Genomic DNA, 15,746 nt, shown 5'->3' on the forward strand with positions numbered 1-15,746 from the left:
GTTCCTTGTCATGAATCTTGAATCCAACCTGGAACCGAAGGTGCTCGATGCGGCGCGGGCCTTGCCCATTGCCGAAATGAATCGCCCGATTCCCCGAATAAATTGGACCGGGCTCGCGGCATTGCCGACACTGACCGCGCGCGACACGGCGCAACCACGATGAACGACATGGAACCCTCCTCTACCGCCACGGTGCGCGCCGTGCTGGCCCGTCGCATGGACGAGCCCGGTGCCTTGCTGCCGATCCTGCACGAACTGCAGGACGCGCTGGGCCACATTCCGGCCGATGCCGTGCCGGAGATTGCCGGTGCGCTGAACCTCTCGCGGGCGGAGGTGCATGGCGTCGTCACCTACTACCACCACTTCCGTGCCGAGCCCGCCGGGCGCCGCGTGATCCAGATCTGCCGGGCCGAGGCCTGCCAGTCGATGGGCGCCGATGCGCTGCTGGCGCATGCGGAGCTGCGGCTCGGATGCGGCGTGCACGGCACGACGGCCGATGGCGCCTTCACGCTGGAGCCGGTGTTCTGCCTGGGGCTGTGCGCCTCCTCGCCTGCCATGGTGATCGGCGACGAGCTGCACGCACGCGTGACGCCGAAGGCCTTCGACGCGCTGATCGCGCAGGAAAAGGAGGCGCAATCATGAGCATCACCGTGTACGTGCCGCGCGACTCGGCTGCGCTCGCTGCCGGTGCGGACCGCGTCGCGCGCCGCATCGCGCACGAAGCCTCGGCGCGCGGGCTCGACCTGTCGATCGTACGCAACGGGTCTCGCGGGATGTTCTGGCTGGAGCCGCTGGTCGAGGTGGCCACGCCGGCCGGGCGCATCGCCTACGGGCCGGTCACGCCGGGCGATGTCGCGGCGCTCTTCGACGCTGGCTTCCTCGAAGGCGCGGCGCATGCGCTGCACCTGGGGCCGACGGAAGAGATTCCGTACCTGAAGAATCAGGAGCGCCTGACTTTCGCGCGCATGGGCATCACCGACCCGGTGTCGATCGCCGACTACGAGGCGCACGAAGGCTACGCCGGCCTGCGCCGCGCGCTCGCATTGGCGCCGGCCGAGGTGGTGCAGGAAGTGCTCGACTCCGGCCTGCGCGGCCGCGGCGGGGCAGCGTTCCCCGCGGGCATCAAATGGAAGACCGTGCTGGGCGCGCAGGCGCCGCAGAAGTACGTTGTCTGCAACGCCGACGAGGGCGATTCGGGCACCTTCTCCGACCGCATGACGATGGAAGGTGACCCGTTCATGCTGATCGAGGGCATGACCATCGCCGGCATCGCCACGGGTGCCACGCGGGGCTACGTCTACGTGCGTTCGGAATACCCGCATGCGATCGCGGTGCTGAATGAGGCGATCGCGCGCGCCGAGGCCGCTGGCTTCCTGGGCGACGACGTGCTGGGCTCGGGCCGCGCCTTCCGCCTCGAAGTGCGCAAGGGCGCCGGCTCGTACGTGTGCGGCGAAGAAACCGCGCTGCTCGAAAGCCTGGAAGGCAAGCGCGGCGTGGTGCGCGCCAAGCCGCCGCTGCCGGCGCTGGCCGGCCTGTTCGGCCAGCCCACGCTGATCAACAACGTGATCACGCTGGCCAGCGTGCCGCTGATCCTGGCGCGCGGCGCCGCGTTCTACCGCGACTACGGCGTGGGCCGTTCGCGCGGCACGCTGCCGATGCAGCTGGCCGGCAACATCAAGCACGGCGGGTTGGTCGAGAAGGCCTTCGGCGTGACGCTGCGCGAGCTGCTCTACGACTACGGCGGCGGTTCGGCATCGGGCCGGCCGATCAAGGCGGTGCAGGTGGGCGGGCCGCTGGGCGCCTACCTGCCCGAATCGAAGTGGGACCTGCCGCTGGACTACGAGGCCTATGCCGCGGCCGGCGGCACCGTCGGCCACGGCGGCATCGTGGTGCACGACGACACGGCCGACCTGTCGAAGCTGGCCCGCTACGCGATGGAGTTCTGCGCCATCGAGTCCTGCGGCAAGTGCACGCCCTGCCGCATCGGCTCCACGCGCGGCGTGGAGGTGATCGACAAGATCCGCAGCAACCAGAACCGGCCGCAGCAGGTGATGCTGCTGCGCGACCTGTGCGACACGATGGTTCACGGCTCGCTGTGCGCGATGGGCGGCATGACGCCGTTCCCGGTGCTGTCAGCGCTCGATCATTTCCCCGAAGACTTCGGCCTGGTCGTGCCCGACCGCGAAGCGGCCTGAAGGAGAGAACAAGATGCTCGACCACCTCAAAGAAACCGACTGGGGCACGCCCAAGCGCGAATCCGAACGCGAAGTGACGCTGGAGATCGATGGCCAAGAGGTCACCGTGCCGGCCGGCACCTCGCTGATGCGCGCGGCGGTCGACGCCGGCATCCGCGTACCCAAGCTCTGCGCCACCGACAGCCTGGAGCCCTTCGGCTCCTGCCGCCTGTGCCTGGTCGAGATCGAAGGCCGCCGCGGCTACCCGGCCTCGTGCACGACGCCGGCCGAGGCCGGCATGAAGGTGCGCACGCAGACACCCAAGCTGCAGGACCTGCGCAAGGGCGTGATGGAGCTCTACATCTCCGACCATCCGCTGGACTGCCTCACCTGCTCGGCCAACGGCAACTGCGAGTTGCAGGACATGGCGGGCGTGACCGGCCTGCGCAACGTGCGCTACGGCTTCGACGGCGCCAACCACCTGAAGAGCCAGAAGGACGAGTCGAACCCGTACTTCAGCTACGACCCGTCGAAGTGCATCGTCTGCAACCGCTGCGTGCGCGCCTGCGAGGAAACGCAAGGCACCTTCGCGCTGACCATCAGCGGCCGCGGCTTCGAGTCGCGTGTGTCGCCGGGCCAGGACCAGGCCTTCATGGAATCGGAATGCGTGAGCTGCGGCGCCTGCGTCGAGGCCTGCCCCACCGCCACGCTGCAGGAGAAGTCGGTGATCTGGCTCGGCCAGCCCGAGCACAGCGTGATCACCACCTGCGCCTACTGCGGCGTGGGCTGCGCCTTCAAGGCCGAGATGAAGGGCAACGAGGTCGTGCGCATGGTGCCGTGGAAGGACGGCAAGGCCAACGACGGGCATTCCTGCGTCAAAGGCCGCTTCGCCTGGGGCTATGCGACGCACCAGGACCGCATGCTCAAGCCGATGATCCGCAAGAAGATCAGCGACCCCTGGCAGGAAGTGAGCTGGGACGAAGCGATCAATTACGCCGCGAGCGAGTTCAAGCGCCTGCAGGCCAAGTACGGCCGCGAATCGATCGGGGGCATCACCTCGTCGCGCTGCACCAACGAGGAAACCTACCTCGTGCAGAAGCTGGTGCGCGCCGCCTTCGGCAACAACAACGTCGACACCTGCGCCCGCGTGTGCCACTCGCCGACGGGCTACGGCCTCAAGCAGACGCTGGGCGAATCGGCCGGAACGCAGACCTTTCGCTCGGTGGAGAAGGCCGACGTCATCGTGGTGATCGGCGCCAACCCGACCGACGGGCACCCCGTGTTCGCCTCGCGCATGAAGAAGCGGCTGCGCGAGGGAGCGAAGCTCATCGTGGTCGACCCGCGCCGCATCGACATGGTGAAGTCGCCGCACATCCAGGCCGCGCACCATCTGCAGCTGCGCCCCGGCACCAACGTGGCGGTGATCACGGCTTTGGCGCACGTGATCGCCACCGAGGGCCTGATCGCCGAGGACTACGTGGCCGAGCGCTGCGACACCGCGTCCTTCGCCGAATGGCGCGCCTTCGTCTCGAAGCCCGAGAACTCGCCCGAGGCCACCGAGCCGGCCACCGGCGTGCCGGCCGCCGAACTGCGCGCCGCCGCGCGGCTGTATGCCACGGCCGGCAACGGCGCCATCTACTACGGCCTGGGCGTCACCGAGCACAGCCAGGGATCGACCATGGTGATGGGCATCGCCAACCTCGCCATGGCCACCGGCAACGTCGGCCGCGAGGGCGTGGGCGTCAACCCGTTGCGCGGCCAGAACAACGTGCAGGGCTCCTGCGACATGGGCTCGTTCCCGCACGAGCTGCCGGGCTACCGGCACGTGTCCGACAGCATCTCGCGCGCGTCCTTCGAGTCGGCGTGGAACGTGCGCATCGACCCCGAGCCGGGCCTGCGCATTCCCAACATGTTCGACGCCGCCATCGGCGGCAGCTTCAAGGGCCTGTACTGCGAGGGCGAGGACATCGTGCAGTCGGACCCGAACACGCAGCACGTGGCCGCGGCCATGATGGCGATGGAATGCGTGGTGGTGCAGGACCTGTTCCTCAACGAGACGGCCAAGTACGCGCACGTGTTCCTGCCGGGTTCGTCGTTCATGGAAAAGGACGGCACCTTCACCAACGCCGAGCGCCGCATCTCGCGCGTGCGCAAGCTGATGCCGCCGAAGGCCGGCTATGCCGACTGGGAAGTGACCGTGAAGCTCGCGCAGGCCCTCGGCTACCCGATGGACTACGCGAACCCCGAAGAGATCATGGACGAGATCGCCGCGCTGACGCCGACCTTCCACGGCGTGAGCTACCAGCGGCTCGATCAGCTCGGCAGCATCCAGTGGCCCTGCAACGACGACGCGCCCGAGGGCACGCCGACCATGCACATCGACAGCTTCGTGCGCGGCAAGGGGCGCTTCATCGTCACGCAGTACGTGGCGACGGACGAGAAGGTCACGCGCAAGTTCCCGCTGCTGCTGACCACCGGCCGCATCCTGTCGCAGTACAACGTGGGCGCGCAGACCCGGCGCACCGACAACAACCAGTGGCACAGCGAAGACCGGCTCGAGATCCATCCGCACGACGCGGAAGAGCGCGGCATCAAGGACGACGACTGGGTCGGCATCCAGAGCCGGGCCGGCGAGACGGTGCTGCGCGCCACCGTGTCGGAGCGCATGCAGCCGGGCGTGGTCTACACCACCTTCCACTTTCCTGAGTCGGGCGCCAACGTCATCACCACCGACAACTCCGACTGGGCCACCAACTGCCCGGAATACAAGGTGACGGCGGTGCAGGTGATGCCGGTGATGCAGCCGTCGGCCTGGCAACAGGAATACAGCCGCTTCAACCGCCAGCAGCAGGCGCTGCTCGCGCAGGCGGCGCAGGATGCGGCGAGCGCCGAAACGGTGCCTGCCAAGTAGACGGGAGCCATCCGATGACCGCCGCCACCTTGCCCCGCAACGCCCACTTCGCCGACTCGCCGGCGCGCGACGGAGCCCTGCTCCTGCCCGTGCGCGGCGTGCGCGGCGGCCTGGCCTTTGCGGTGCAGGACTGGGTGGCGCAGGAGGTGCCCGTGGCGCTCGAATACAACGGCATCTCGCATGCGGTGATGCTGGCGACGCCGCTGGACCTGGAAGACTTCGCGCTCGGCTTTTCGCTCACCGAAGGCATTCTCGACAGCGCGAGCGAGCTCTACGGCGCGGAGGCCGAGCCATCCGAGCACGGCATCACCGTGCACCTGGACGTGTCGAGCGCCGCCTTCGCGCGGCTCAAGCACAAGCGCCGCTCGATGGCAGGGCGCACCGGCTGCGGCCTGTGCGGCACCGAGAACCTGGCCCAGGTGTCGCGTGCGCTGCCCGTGCTCGACGACGGCGTGCCGATCGCCCGCCGCGCCATCGCGCAGGCCATGGCGCGGCTGCAAGCACAGCAGACCTTGCAGCAGGCCACCGGCGCCGTGCATGCGGCGGCCTGGTGCACGGCGCAGGGCGAGGTGGTGCTGCTGCGCGAGGACGTGGGCCGCCACAACGCGCTCGACAAGCTCGTGGGCGCATTGGCCTCCGAATCGATCGACGCCGCTGCCGGCTTCATCGCGGTCACGAGCCGGGCGAGTTTCGAGATGGTGCAAAAGACCGCGATGGCGGGCGTGCCGCTGCTGGCGGCCGTGTCGGCACCGACCTCTTTCGCCGTCGCGACCGCGCAGCGCGCGCAGCTCACGCTGGTGGGCTTCGCGCGCAAGGACGACCTGGTGGTGTACTGCCAGCCCGAGCGGCTTCAAGACTGACAAGCTCCGGACGAATCCGACATGCACGACCCGACCGCCCAACTGGTCAAGATGGCCAACCAGATCGGCAGCTTCTTCGAGGCGCAGACGCCGAACGATCCGGCGACCGCACGCCTGGCGATCGTCGGGCACCTCAAGTCCTTCTGGGCGCCGAGCATGCGGCGCCAGCTGATGGGGGAGCTCGATGCGGGCGGCGCCGGCGACCTGATGCCGATCGTCGCCTTGGCCGTGCGCAGCCATCGCGACAAGCTGGTGGCTGCGGCGCAGGCCCATTCGTAGGGCCGGGGCGCTCGCGGGCTAGCCGCCGGGTTGCAGCTTGGCGTGCGCCACGTGCGCGTGGTGCGATTTCAGCAAGGCCTCGTACAGCAGGCACAGCGGCATCGCGACGAACACCATGCCTGCGACGTAGATGACCAGGCTGGTCACCGGGAAGCCCGCGCCGTCCCAGTGCGCGACCGAAGCGGCCGCCGCACCGAGCGCGATGAGCGCGATGACGGCCGTCAGCGCGTGGCGCATCCAGGTCGTCTGCTGGTAGCCGCGCGGGTCGTAACGCAGGCAATCCTGCCGGCTGTCTTCGAACTTGTCTCCGTCGTCGCTCTTGTCGTCCATGGTCGTTCCTTGGTTGACGCGCAGAACGAGATTTAGCACGCGGCGGGAGGCAGGGTCAATTCGTGCGCGCCCGGTAGCTGAAAGACTTCGCTTCGGTGCCGCGCGGTGCAGGCCACAATCGGGCACTTCGTCAACGTGAACGAGACCTCTCCGATGACATCACCCGTCGGCCTGATCGGCCTCGGCGCCATGGGCGCCGGCATCGCGGCCACCTTGCGGCAACGCGGCCACGAACTTCATGTGTGCGACGCCCGGCCCGGCGCCGCGGCCGGCTTCGCCGAACAGGGCGGCATCGCCTGCGACAGCCCCGCGCAGGTCGCGGCGGCCTGCGAAGTGTTCGTCTCGGTGGTCGTCAACGCGCAGCAGACCGAGGACGTGCTCTTCGGCGCGCAGGGCGCGGCCGCCGCGATGAAGCCCGGCAGTGTGTTCGTGATGTGCTCCACCGTCGATCCGAACTGGTCGGTCGCGCTCGAGGGCAGGCTGGCCGCGCTCGGCATCCTCTACGTCGACGCGCCGATCTCCGGCGGTGCCGCCAAGGCCGCGAGCGGGCAGATGACGATGATGACCGCCGCCCGGCCCGAGGCCTATGCCAAGGCCGGCGCGGTGCTCGACGCGATGGCCGGCAAGGTCTACCGCCTGGGCGACCGGGCCGGCGCGGGCAGCAAGGTCAAGATCATCAACCAGCTGCTGGCCGGCGTGCACATCGCCGCGGCGGCCGAGGCGATGGCGCTGGGCCTGCGCGAAGGCGTGGCGGCCGATGCGCTGTACGAAGTCATCACCCACAGCGCCGGCAACAGCTGGATGTTCGAGAACCGCATGGCCCACGTGCTGGCGGGCGACTACACGCCGTTGTCGGCGGTCGACATCTTCGTGAAGGATCTCGGGCTGGTGCTCGACACGGCCCGCGCGACGAAGTTTCCGCTGCCGCTGGCTTCCACGGCGCACCAGATGTTCATGCAGGCTTCGAGCGCAGGCTTCGCGCGCGAGGACGACAGCGCCGTGATCAAGATCTTCCCGGGCATCGACCTGCCGACGCCTCTCTCTTCCGACAAGACCTAGACATGACCCTTCTGCTGGGCTGCATCGCCGACGACTTCACCGGCGCGACCGACCTTGCCAACAACCTCGTGCGCGCCGGCATGCGCGTCGTGCAGACCATCGGCGTGCCGGACGGGCCGCTCGCGGCCGAAGTGGATGCGGTGGTGGTCGCGCTGAAATCGCGCACCATCGCGCCGGCCGAGGCCGTGGCGCAATCGCTCGAGGCGCTGACCTGGCTGCAGGCACAGGGCGCGCGGCAGATCTACTTCAAGTACTGCTCCACCTTCGACAGCACGCCGCGGGGCAATATCGGGCCGGTCACCGAGGCGCTGATGGACGCACTGGGCTGCGACTTCACCATCGCCACGCCGGCCTTTCCCGACAACAAGCGCACGGTGTTCAAGGGCTACCTGTTCGCGGGCGACGTGCTGCTCGACGAAAGCGGCATGGAAAAGCATCCGCTCACCCCGATGACCGACCCGAACCTGGTGCGCGTGCTGCAGGCGCAGACCCGGCGCAAGGTCGGGTTGATCGACCATGCGGTCGTGGCGCGCGGCGCGGCGGCGATCGGCGAGCGCATCGCCGCGCTGCGAGCCGAAGGCGTGGGCATCGCGATCGTCGACGCGGTTTCCAATGAAGACCTGCTGCGCCTCGGCCCGGCGCTGGCCGACTTTCCGCTGGTCACCGCGGGGTCGGGCGTGGCGATCGGCCTGGCGGGCAATTTTGGCATCGCGCCGTCGGCGGGTGCGAGCGCGCTGCCGGCCGCGGGCGGGCTCGCTGCGGTGGTGTCGGGCAGTTGCTCGCTGGCCACCAACCGGCAGGTGCGCGATTTCATCGCCACGGGCCGCCCGGCGATGGCGATCGATCCGCTGCGCATCGCCTCGGGCGCGGACGTGGCGGCCGAGGCGCTGGCTTGGGCCGAGCCGCTGTTGCGGGACGGTGCGGGGCCGGTGCTGGTCTATTCGACGGCCGAGTCCGGCGCCGTGCAGTCGGTGCAGGGGCGGCTCGGCGTGGACGAGGCGGGTGCGATGGTCGAGCGCACGATCGCCGCGGTCGCGCGGGGGCTGGTCGAGCGCGGTGTGCGCCGCCTGGTGGTGGCCGGCGGCGAGACCTCGGGCGCCTGCGTGCAAGCCTTGGGCATCGCGCAAATGCAGATCGGCATGCAGATCGATCCGGGGGTGCCTTGGTGCCATGCATTCGCCGAGGCGGCGAGCGGGCAGGGGCTGCACATCGCCCTGAAGTCCGGCAACTTCGGCACGGACGACTTCTTCACCAAGGCATTCGGGGTGTTGGCATGACCGAGAACGAAGCGCGCGAAGAGATCTGCCGCGTCGGCCGCAGCCTGTTCGAACGCGGCTACGTGCATGCCACGGCGGGGAACATCAGCGTGCGGCTGGACGACGGCTTCCTCATCACGCCGACCGATGCCTGCCTGGGCTTTCTCGACCCCGCGCGGCTGGCGCGGCTCGACGCCGACCTGAAGCAGACCGGCGGCGACCGCGGCAGCAAGACCATCGCCCTGCATACCCGCATCTACGCCGCGGCCACGGCCTTCGATGCCGACACCCGCTGCGTCATCCACACCCACAGCACGCACTGCGTGGCGCTCACGTTGGCCGCGCCGGGCGACGAACTGCTGCCGGCGCTGACGCCCTACTTCGTGATGAAGGTGGGCCGCGTGCCGGTGATCCCCTACCACCGGCCCGGGGCGCTCGAAGCGGCCGAGGCCGTGGCGCGGGCGATCGGCCGTTACGGCGCCGCAGGCACGCCGATCCGTGCGGTGATGCTGGAGCGCTTGGGCCCGAACGTGTGGCACGACACGCCGGCGGCGGCCATGGCCGTGCTGGAGGAATTGGAGGAAACGGCCAAGCTGCGCCTGCTGGCCGACCGGGGTTTCGAGCCCCTTGGCGAAGTTAGCATCGACGAGCTGCGCCGCAGCTTCGGCGCGCGCTGGTAGGCGCCGCCGCAACGATCGCAAAAACCAAATCAAGGAGTTCGTCATGCCCCGATTCGCTGCCAATCTCTCGATGCTCTACCCGGAGCTCGATTTTCTCGACCGCTTCGAAGCTGCCTCCATGGACGGATTCGACGCCGTCGAATTTCTGTTTCCTTATGCCTACGAGCCGAGCGAATTGAAGGCGCGCCTGCAGGCCAACGGCCTGCAACAAGTGCTGTTCAATGCGCCGCCTGGCGATTGGGAAGGCGGCGAACGCGGCCTGGCCTGCCTGCCGGGCCGCGAGGCCGAATTTCGCGAAGGCGTGTCGAAGGCGCTGGCATATGCCGAGGCGTTGGACTGCCCCCGCGTGCATGTGATGGCGGGGCTGGTTCCGGAGGGCGTCGAGCGCGAGACGCTGCAGCCCACCTACATCGAGAACCTGCGCTGGGCCGCGGCGGAGGCCGAGAAGGTCGGCCGCGACGTGTTGATCGAGCCCATCAACACCCGCGATATCCCGCGCTTCTTTCTCAACCGGCAGGACCATGCGCACGAAATCGTCGAGGCCGTGGGCTCGCCCAACCTCAAGGTGCAGATGGACCTGTACCACTGCCAGATCGTCGAGGGCGACGTGACGACGAAGCTTTACAAATACCTGCCGACGGGCCGGGTCGGGCATATCCAGATCGCGGGCGTGCCGACCCGGAACGAACCCCACATCGGCGAGCTCGACTACACCTACATCTTCCGCGTGATCGACGATGTGTCGAACGATTGCGGTTGGAAGGGCTGGGTCGGTTGCGAGTACCGTCCCTACGAAAGCAAGGAGCCGGGCGGCACCTCCATGGGCCTGACCTGGTACCGCAAGTTGCCGCGGTTCTGACGGCAGCCACCGCGGGTACGCCGCGGTCATCCAGCAGCGCATCGACGCGCCGCGCATGACGAATCGGACCGGTCGGTTGGCAGGCCGCGTCCGCTTCGTGAAAAAGTCTCATCCGAATCTCGCGAATCGTGGCATTTCGCACGGGCGTGGAAAGGTGCTGCGCGTAATCCCCTGCATCGCCGGGCCATGTGGATCGTTATCCAGATGAACTCGGCACGGTTGATGCAAGGCAACCGTCAAGCTGGGGTCACGTGCAGGCTCGCTTGATCAAGGCATCCATCCCTTGCTACTTTTTGCAGGAGACGACCATGTCGCACAGTTCCACGATGCAGAACGCGGAGGCTTTCGAGATCCGCTTCCAGTCCTTGTTCAACCAGGGCCGCGCCCTGGCCTTCCCCTGCGACAGCACGGGAGTGGTCAACTTGGACGCGATGAGCGAAAAGGCCCGAACCAATTACCTCTTCGCCCGCGGGATGATCGGCCGCGAGTACGCCGTTCCCTTCGTTCAGCCGCGCGAACCGTACTGACAGTCGCGGCACCGGGCTGACGAAATCGTCAACCCGCTGGCGTGATTCGACGGTCTGGTGAAGCGCCCTGGCGAACAAGGGCAAGGACGCCACGACGGCGGAAAGCATCGCGCTGATGGGCGGCTTCCGCTTGTCAAGCCGACTCCACTGTGGCGATGGGGTCGTGTAGCGAAGGTGAGACAGGTTTCAGGTTGATGAACTGATCACGACGGGTGCATCAGTCATCGTCTTACACGGCGTAGGTCGGACACGGGCAACAAGTACTACTTTCCGCCGTCCCTTCAAGCTTGCCAGGCTCGCGGCATGGCTTTTGTCTTTCAGCCGAGCCTCCCCCAGGAGTCCGCCATGCAATTCCCGTCACCCGTCCATGCGACGGCCGCTTGCGCCGCCATGACTGCCACGCGGCTGCGTGAGGCCGCACAGGCCCAGATTCTCCTGGCGTTCCGCGCCCATCTGGCGGGAGGGCCGGAACCTGAAGACGACGCGGTTGCATTGTTCGCACGGCTGGCAGTGTCCGAGCAGCGCTTGCGCCGGCGACTGGCGGCAACGGCCGTCGCGACCGAGCTGTGCGACGAGGGCCATGCATCGGAGCGGCTGTGATGGGCGCCGCCGCCATCGTGTTGCCCGACCGTCAAAGGCTGGGTTCCGCCGTTGCTTTCGGCAGCCTGCTCGACTTGGCGCGCCTGCGCCGCGAACCCGGTGAGGTCTGCGAGGTCTGCCAGACGCTCAACGCCGGCCACGCCTATCACTGCAAGGGTTGCGACGGCAAGCTGCCGGCCTATTTCGCCGCGGCCGATGCCGGCGTCGAGATTCCGCCGCCTGCGGTGGCCGCGGAAACGGAGCGGCGCCGCAGCGGCCTGGTGATCGGCGCGCTGGTGGTGTTGTGGGGCGTCGTGACGGCGGTTGCGCTGCTGCAGGCCCAGGGCCCGCGTGCCGAGCCGGAGCCGATGTCGGCGCAGGCGGCGCCGAATGCGGTGGTGGAGCGCGTGTCGCCCATCGTCCCGGCTGCTGCCTTCGCCGAGCGTGCCGCGCCGGTGCGCATGGAGCCGCTTCAAGCGGTGTCCGTCATCGAAGCGCCCCGCGAGGCGCGCGCGCTGGTCGCCCTGACCCCCACTCCCACCTCCAGCGCCGACGCCGATGTCGACAGGCCGCTGCGCAGGGCAGGTTCGCCAACACCGCCGCCGTCGCAAGCCTCCCAGCCCTTCACGCGCCAGGCGCGCAATAGCGGGCCGACCGGTTCGGTGGCTCGCTGCGAGGGCCGCAATTTCTTCGCCCGCGCGGTCTGCATGAACACCCAGTGCGCGCGGCCCGACATGCGGCGCAGCGCCCAGTGCGCCGAGACGGTGCGCCAGAGCCGGCTGGGCGAGGCGCGCCGGAACCCGAAGCTGGCCGGCTGAGGCATCGCGCCGCGCAGCACCGGCGTCGGTGCGCGGCGACCCAGGGGAACTGCCGACGGTGGCGCTGCGGGGCTGCGCTACGATGCGGGCGCGGACCCGCGTGAGGAGCGAGGGCGGGGTCGCGACCCGAACCATCCTTCTTGCGCACAGCGCCGCAACGGCTTGCATCTCTGTCGATGAATTCACCAGGTCTGAGCAGGAGACGGATCGGCCTGAATACCCGCCTGGGCCTCGGCGTCGCCGCCGTGGTGCTCGCGGCGACCTTCGCCATCGCGACGGTCGCGCTGCATCTGGTCAAGGCTAGCATGCGGTCTTCCATCGAGAGCGAGCAGCTCGCCAACGTCGCCTTCATCGCGGACGCGATCGACCAGAAGCTCGCCAGCCGACGGACCCTGCTGGCGACCTTCGCCGCCAGCGCGGAAGCACGCGACCTCGACGACGAGGCCTCGCTGCAGTCCTTTCTGGAGCGGCACCCGTCGCTGCACGAGGCCTTCGACAACGTGTCGTTCATCGACCTGCAGGGGGAGCTGGTCGCCAATCTCAATGGCGCGCAGCAGATCGGCCGCCTCAACGTGAAAGACCGTCCGTACTTCAGCGACACCGTGGCCTCCGGTGCCGGCACGATCTCGGCGCCCTACCGCAACCGGCTCAACGGACTGGCGCAGGTCGCCATCACCCAGCCGGTGAAGGACCGCACCGGCCAGGTGCGCTACGTGCTGTCGGGCCTGATCAACCTGAAGGAGCGCAGCTTCCTGGGCGAGCTGGCCCAGGTGCGTTTCGGCGTGACCGGCTACGTCTTCATCGTCAGCCGCGATGGCGTGGTGGTCGATCATCCCGACGAGGCGCGCATCCTGCAGCGCATGAGCACCAACGGCTCGGGCGACGCCGAGATCGCGCGGGCCATCGCCGGTTTCGAGGGTGCGGCCGAGGGCAGCGACGCCGCCGGCGTGCCAGGCCTCTATGCGTTCAGGCAGCTTCGCCAGACCTCGTGGGTGCTGGGGTCGGTGTACCCGCGCCAGGAGGCCTTCGCCCGGCTCGAATCGATCGAGCGCACGGCCTGGTTCGGCGCCTTGGCGCTGGCGCTGGCGGCGGGCGCGGTCGCATCGGTGGTGGTGCGGCGCCAGCTCAAGCCGCTGACGGCGCTGCACCGGCGCATGCTCGACGCGCAGGCCGCGTCCGCATCGACGCCCATGGCCGTGCCGGCGAGCTACCCGGCCGACGAGATCGGCGACCTGGGACGCACCTTCGATCAGCTCATGCGGCAGCAGCAGATCGACGAGAAGTTCCTGCGCGACATCACCGACAACATTCCCGTCATGGTGTCGCACGCCGACGCGCAGGGCCGCTACACCTTCGTCAATGCGCGGCTGGCCGAGCGGCTGGGGCGCAGCGCGGCGACGCTGATCGGCGAGCCCGCGCAGGGGCAGCCGGGCAGCGGCAACTACTTCATCCCCGAGCGCTACCTGCAGCGCGTGGCCGCCGGCGAACACGTGACCTTCGAGCGGCGCGATGCGGTGCGCCAGGGCGAGCAGGCGCGTTTCTTCCAGACCGACCTGATCCCCGACCGGGACGGCACGGGTGCCGTGCGCGGCTACTACGCCATGACGTCCGATGTGACGGAGCGCAAGCGCATCGAGCTCAGCCTGGCGCACAGCGAGGCGCAGATCCGGGTCATTGCCGACAACATCCCGGCGCTGGTGTCGCACGTGGATTCGTCGCTGCGCTACACCTTCGTCAATGCGAAGGTGCGGGCGCTGCACAACGGCGACGTGCTCCTGGGCAAGGCAATGTCCGAGATCGCCGGCACCTCCGATTTCGCCGAGGTCGAGCCCTTCTACCGCCGCGCCATGGCCGGCGAGACGGTGATCGTCGAGCAGCGCGGCGACCCGGCGCTGGGCGTCGGCGACCGCACCTACAAGGCCCACTACATTCCCGACCCCGACGACGTGGGCATGGTGCAGGGCGTGTTCGCGATGACCTTCGACATCACCGACGAGGTGCAGGTGCGCAATGCGCTGGCCGAGCAGGAAAAGCGGCTGCGCGACGTCACCGACAACATCCCGGCGGTGGTGGGCTATTTCGATCGCGAGGAGCGGTGCCACTTCGCCAACAGCCGCGGCCGACGCATGGCTGGCCTGGGCGACGAGCCGCTCGAGGGCGTGACGCTGCGCGCGGCGATGGGCGAAGCGGTCTATGCGCAGCAGAAGCCCCACCTCGCCGCAGTGCTGGCGGGCGAGCCGGCGCGCTTCCAGGTGGAGGCGCCGCTGCACGGCAAGACCGGCTACTTCCAGACGAACATGATTCCCGACCTCGACCTGCAGGGGCAGGTGCACGGCTTCTACCTGATGGCCTTCAACGTCACGGCCTTGAAGGAAACGGAGCTGCAGCTGGCCGAGAGCGAGATGCGGCTGCGCGCCATCACCGACAACATCCCTGCGCTGATCACCTACATCGACAGCGACGAGATCATCACCTTCGCCAACGGCACCTACCGCGAATGGCTCGGGCTCGACCCGAACCTGCTGCTGGGCAAGCACATCCGCGAGGTGGCGGGTGAAGAGCTGTACCTCGCGCGCAAGGAGCTGGTCGACAGGGCACTCGCCGGCGAGCGCGTCGAATTCGAGGCGCAGACCCGCAAGGGCGAATTCGACCGCGTCACGCGCGTCATCTACGTGCCGCACATCGAAGCCGACGGCGCCACGCACGGCATCTTTTCGCTGAGCTTCGACGTCACGGCGCTGAAGGCCGTGGAGCGCAAGCTGATCGAGCTGGCCCGGGTCGACACGCTCACCGGCTTGCCGAACCGGCTGGCCTTCAACGAGCAACTGCCTGCGGCCATCACGCACGCGGCTTATGCGGGCCGCGGCATCGCACTCATGTTCCTCGACGTCGACCACTTCAAGTCGATCAACGACACGCTGGGCCACGCGAGCGGCGACGCGGTGCTGATCGAATACGCCAGGCGGCTGCGCGACAGCGTGCGCAGCACCGACACCGTGGCGCGCCTGGCGGGCGACGAGTTCGTGGTCGTGCTGGAAGACATCGACGCGCAGGAGGCGGCCGCAGTCGTGGCGCGCAAGATCCTCCGCAAGATCGGCGGCTCACCCTTCCGCGCCGACGGCCGCGACCTCGACATCACGACCAGCATCGGCGTCGTGTATGTGCGCGACGTCGACGCCACCATGGCGCCGGGCGACTTGCTGGCCCGCGCCGACGTCGCCCTCTACAGTGCCAAGGCGGCAGGGCGCAACACCTTCGCCTTCGTGCCTTGAGCATCCGCCGCGGCGTCGAGGGGAACCGAAGGAGCCTTGCGGTTTCTGAGTACTTTCGTAACGAGGCATCGAGCGAATGCGGCGAGGGCTTTCCCGCACAAGCGGGTCGGGCTGACAAGCGCACGGCCGGGCCTCAGAATCA

At 68.6% G+C, this 15,746-nt stretch carries 15 protein-coding genes; 14 read left to right on the plus strand and 1 reads right to left on the minus strand.

The window, feature by feature from the left end; translation table 11 throughout:
- Positions 1–10: 10 nt before the first annotated feature.
- Genes B0W80_RS35400 through B0W80_RS09735 form a run of 6 tightly spaced genes read left to right on the plus strand, consistent with a single transcriptional unit; the run spans position 11 to position 6,224 of the window.
- Complete coding sequence (locus B0W80_RS35400; RefSeq protein ID WP_179106868.1) at positions 11–163, plus strand: hypothetical protein; 153 nt, start codon at positions 11–13, stop codon at positions 161–163.
- Positions 160–642, plus strand: coding sequence for a formate dehydrogenase subunit gamma (locus tag B0W80_RS09715; RefSeq protein WP_076998989.1), 483 nt, complete (start codon positions 160–162; stop codon positions 640–642). Before B0W80_RS35400 ends, B0W80_RS09715 begins: the two co-directional genes overlap by 4 nt.
- On the plus strand, positions 639–2,195 hold the full coding sequence (locus B0W80_RS09720) for an NADH-quinone oxidoreductase subunit NuoF (protein WP_256856526.1): 1,557 nt from the start codon (positions 639–641) through the stop codon (positions 2,193–2,195). The genes B0W80_RS09715 and B0W80_RS09720 overlap by 4 nt, the downstream gene beginning before the upstream one ends.
- 13 nt (positions 2,196–2,208) lie before the next feature.
- Positions 2,209–5,085 (plus strand): formate dehydrogenase subunit alpha, encoded by a 2,877-nt coding sequence (gene fdhF, locus B0W80_RS09725; protein WP_076998926.1) that lies wholly within the window; start codon positions 2,209–2,211, stop codon positions 5,083–5,085.
- A gap of 14 nt (positions 5,086–5,099) precedes the next feature.
- Positions 5,100–5,945, plus strand: coding sequence for a formate dehydrogenase accessory sulfurtransferase FdhD (fdhD, locus tag B0W80_RS09730; RefSeq protein ID WP_076998927.1), 846 nt, complete (start codon positions 5,100–5,102; stop codon positions 5,943–5,945).
- A 21-nt stretch (positions 5,946–5,966) separates the two neighbouring features.
- Positions 5,967–6,224 carry a formate dehydrogenase subunit delta gene (locus B0W80_RS09735; RefSeq protein WP_076998928.1) on the plus strand — a complete coding sequence of 86 codons (258 nt, stop codon included), beginning with the start codon at positions 5,967–5,969 and terminating at the stop codon, positions 6,222–6,224.
- Between the two features lie 18 nt (positions 6,225–6,242).
- Here B0W80_RS09735 and B0W80_RS09740 read toward each other — a convergent pair whose 3' ends face one another.
- Positions 6,243–6,554 (minus strand): hypothetical protein, encoded by a 312-nt coding sequence (locus B0W80_RS09740; protein WP_076998929.1) that lies wholly within the window; start codon positions 6,552–6,554, stop codon positions 6,243–6,245.
- A gap of 153 nt (positions 6,555–6,707) precedes the next feature.
- Between B0W80_RS09740 and ltnD the strand changes: the two genes are divergently transcribed.
- The 8 genes from ltnD (at position 6,708) to B0W80_RS09780 (ending at position 15,604) form a co-directional block, all read left to right on the plus strand.
- Positions 6,708–7,613: an L-threonate dehydrogenase gene (ltnD, locus tag B0W80_RS09745; protein ID WP_076998930.1), complete on the plus strand. Its 906-nt coding sequence runs from the start codon at positions 6,708–6,710 to the stop codon at positions 7,611–7,613.
- A gap of 2 nt (positions 7,614–7,615) precedes the next feature.
- On the plus strand, positions 7,616–8,890 hold the full coding sequence (gene otnK / locus B0W80_RS09750) for a 3-oxo-tetronate kinase (protein ID WP_076998931.1): 1,275 nt from the start codon (positions 7,616–7,618) through the stop codon (positions 8,888–8,890).
- A complete protein-coding gene (locus B0W80_RS09755; RefSeq protein ID WP_076998932.1) occupies positions 8,887–9,549 on the plus strand; it encodes an aldolase in 663 nt (220 codons plus the stop codon). The genes otnK and B0W80_RS09755 overlap by 4 nt, the downstream gene beginning before the upstream one ends.
- A 43-nt stretch (positions 9,550–9,592) precedes the next feature.
- On the plus strand, positions 9,593–10,408 hold the full coding sequence (gene otnI, locus B0W80_RS09760) for a 2-oxo-tetronate isomerase (RefSeq protein WP_076998933.1): 816 nt from the start codon (positions 9,593–9,595) through the stop codon (positions 10,406–10,408).
- Between the two features lie 308 nt (positions 10,409–10,716).
- Positions 10,717–10,935: a hypothetical protein gene (locus tag B0W80_RS09765; protein WP_076998934.1), complete on the plus strand. Its 219-nt coding sequence runs from the start codon at positions 10,717–10,719 to the stop codon at positions 10,933–10,935.
- A gap of 345 nt (positions 10,936–11,280) precedes the next feature.
- A complete protein-coding gene (locus B0W80_RS09770) occupies positions 11,281–11,535 on the plus strand; it encodes a hypothetical protein (RefSeq protein WP_143684543.1) in 255 nt (84 codons plus the stop codon).
- Positions 11,535–12,332, plus strand: coding sequence for a hypothetical protein (locus tag B0W80_RS09775; protein WP_076998936.1), 798 nt, complete (start codon positions 11,535–11,537; stop codon positions 12,330–12,332). Before B0W80_RS09770 ends, B0W80_RS09775 begins: the two co-directional genes overlap by 1 nt.
- Positions 12,333–12,508: 176 nt before the next feature.
- On the plus strand, positions 12,509–15,604 hold the full coding sequence (locus B0W80_RS09780) for a PAS domain-containing protein (protein ID WP_076998937.1): 3,096 nt from the start codon (positions 12,509–12,511) through the stop codon (positions 15,602–15,604).
- Positions 15,605–15,746: the final 142 nt, after the last annotated feature.

Source organism: Variovorax sp. KK3 (assembly GCF_001984055.1).
GTDB lineage: Bacteria > Pseudomonadota > Gammaproteobacteria > Burkholderiales > Burkholderiaceae_C > Variovorax.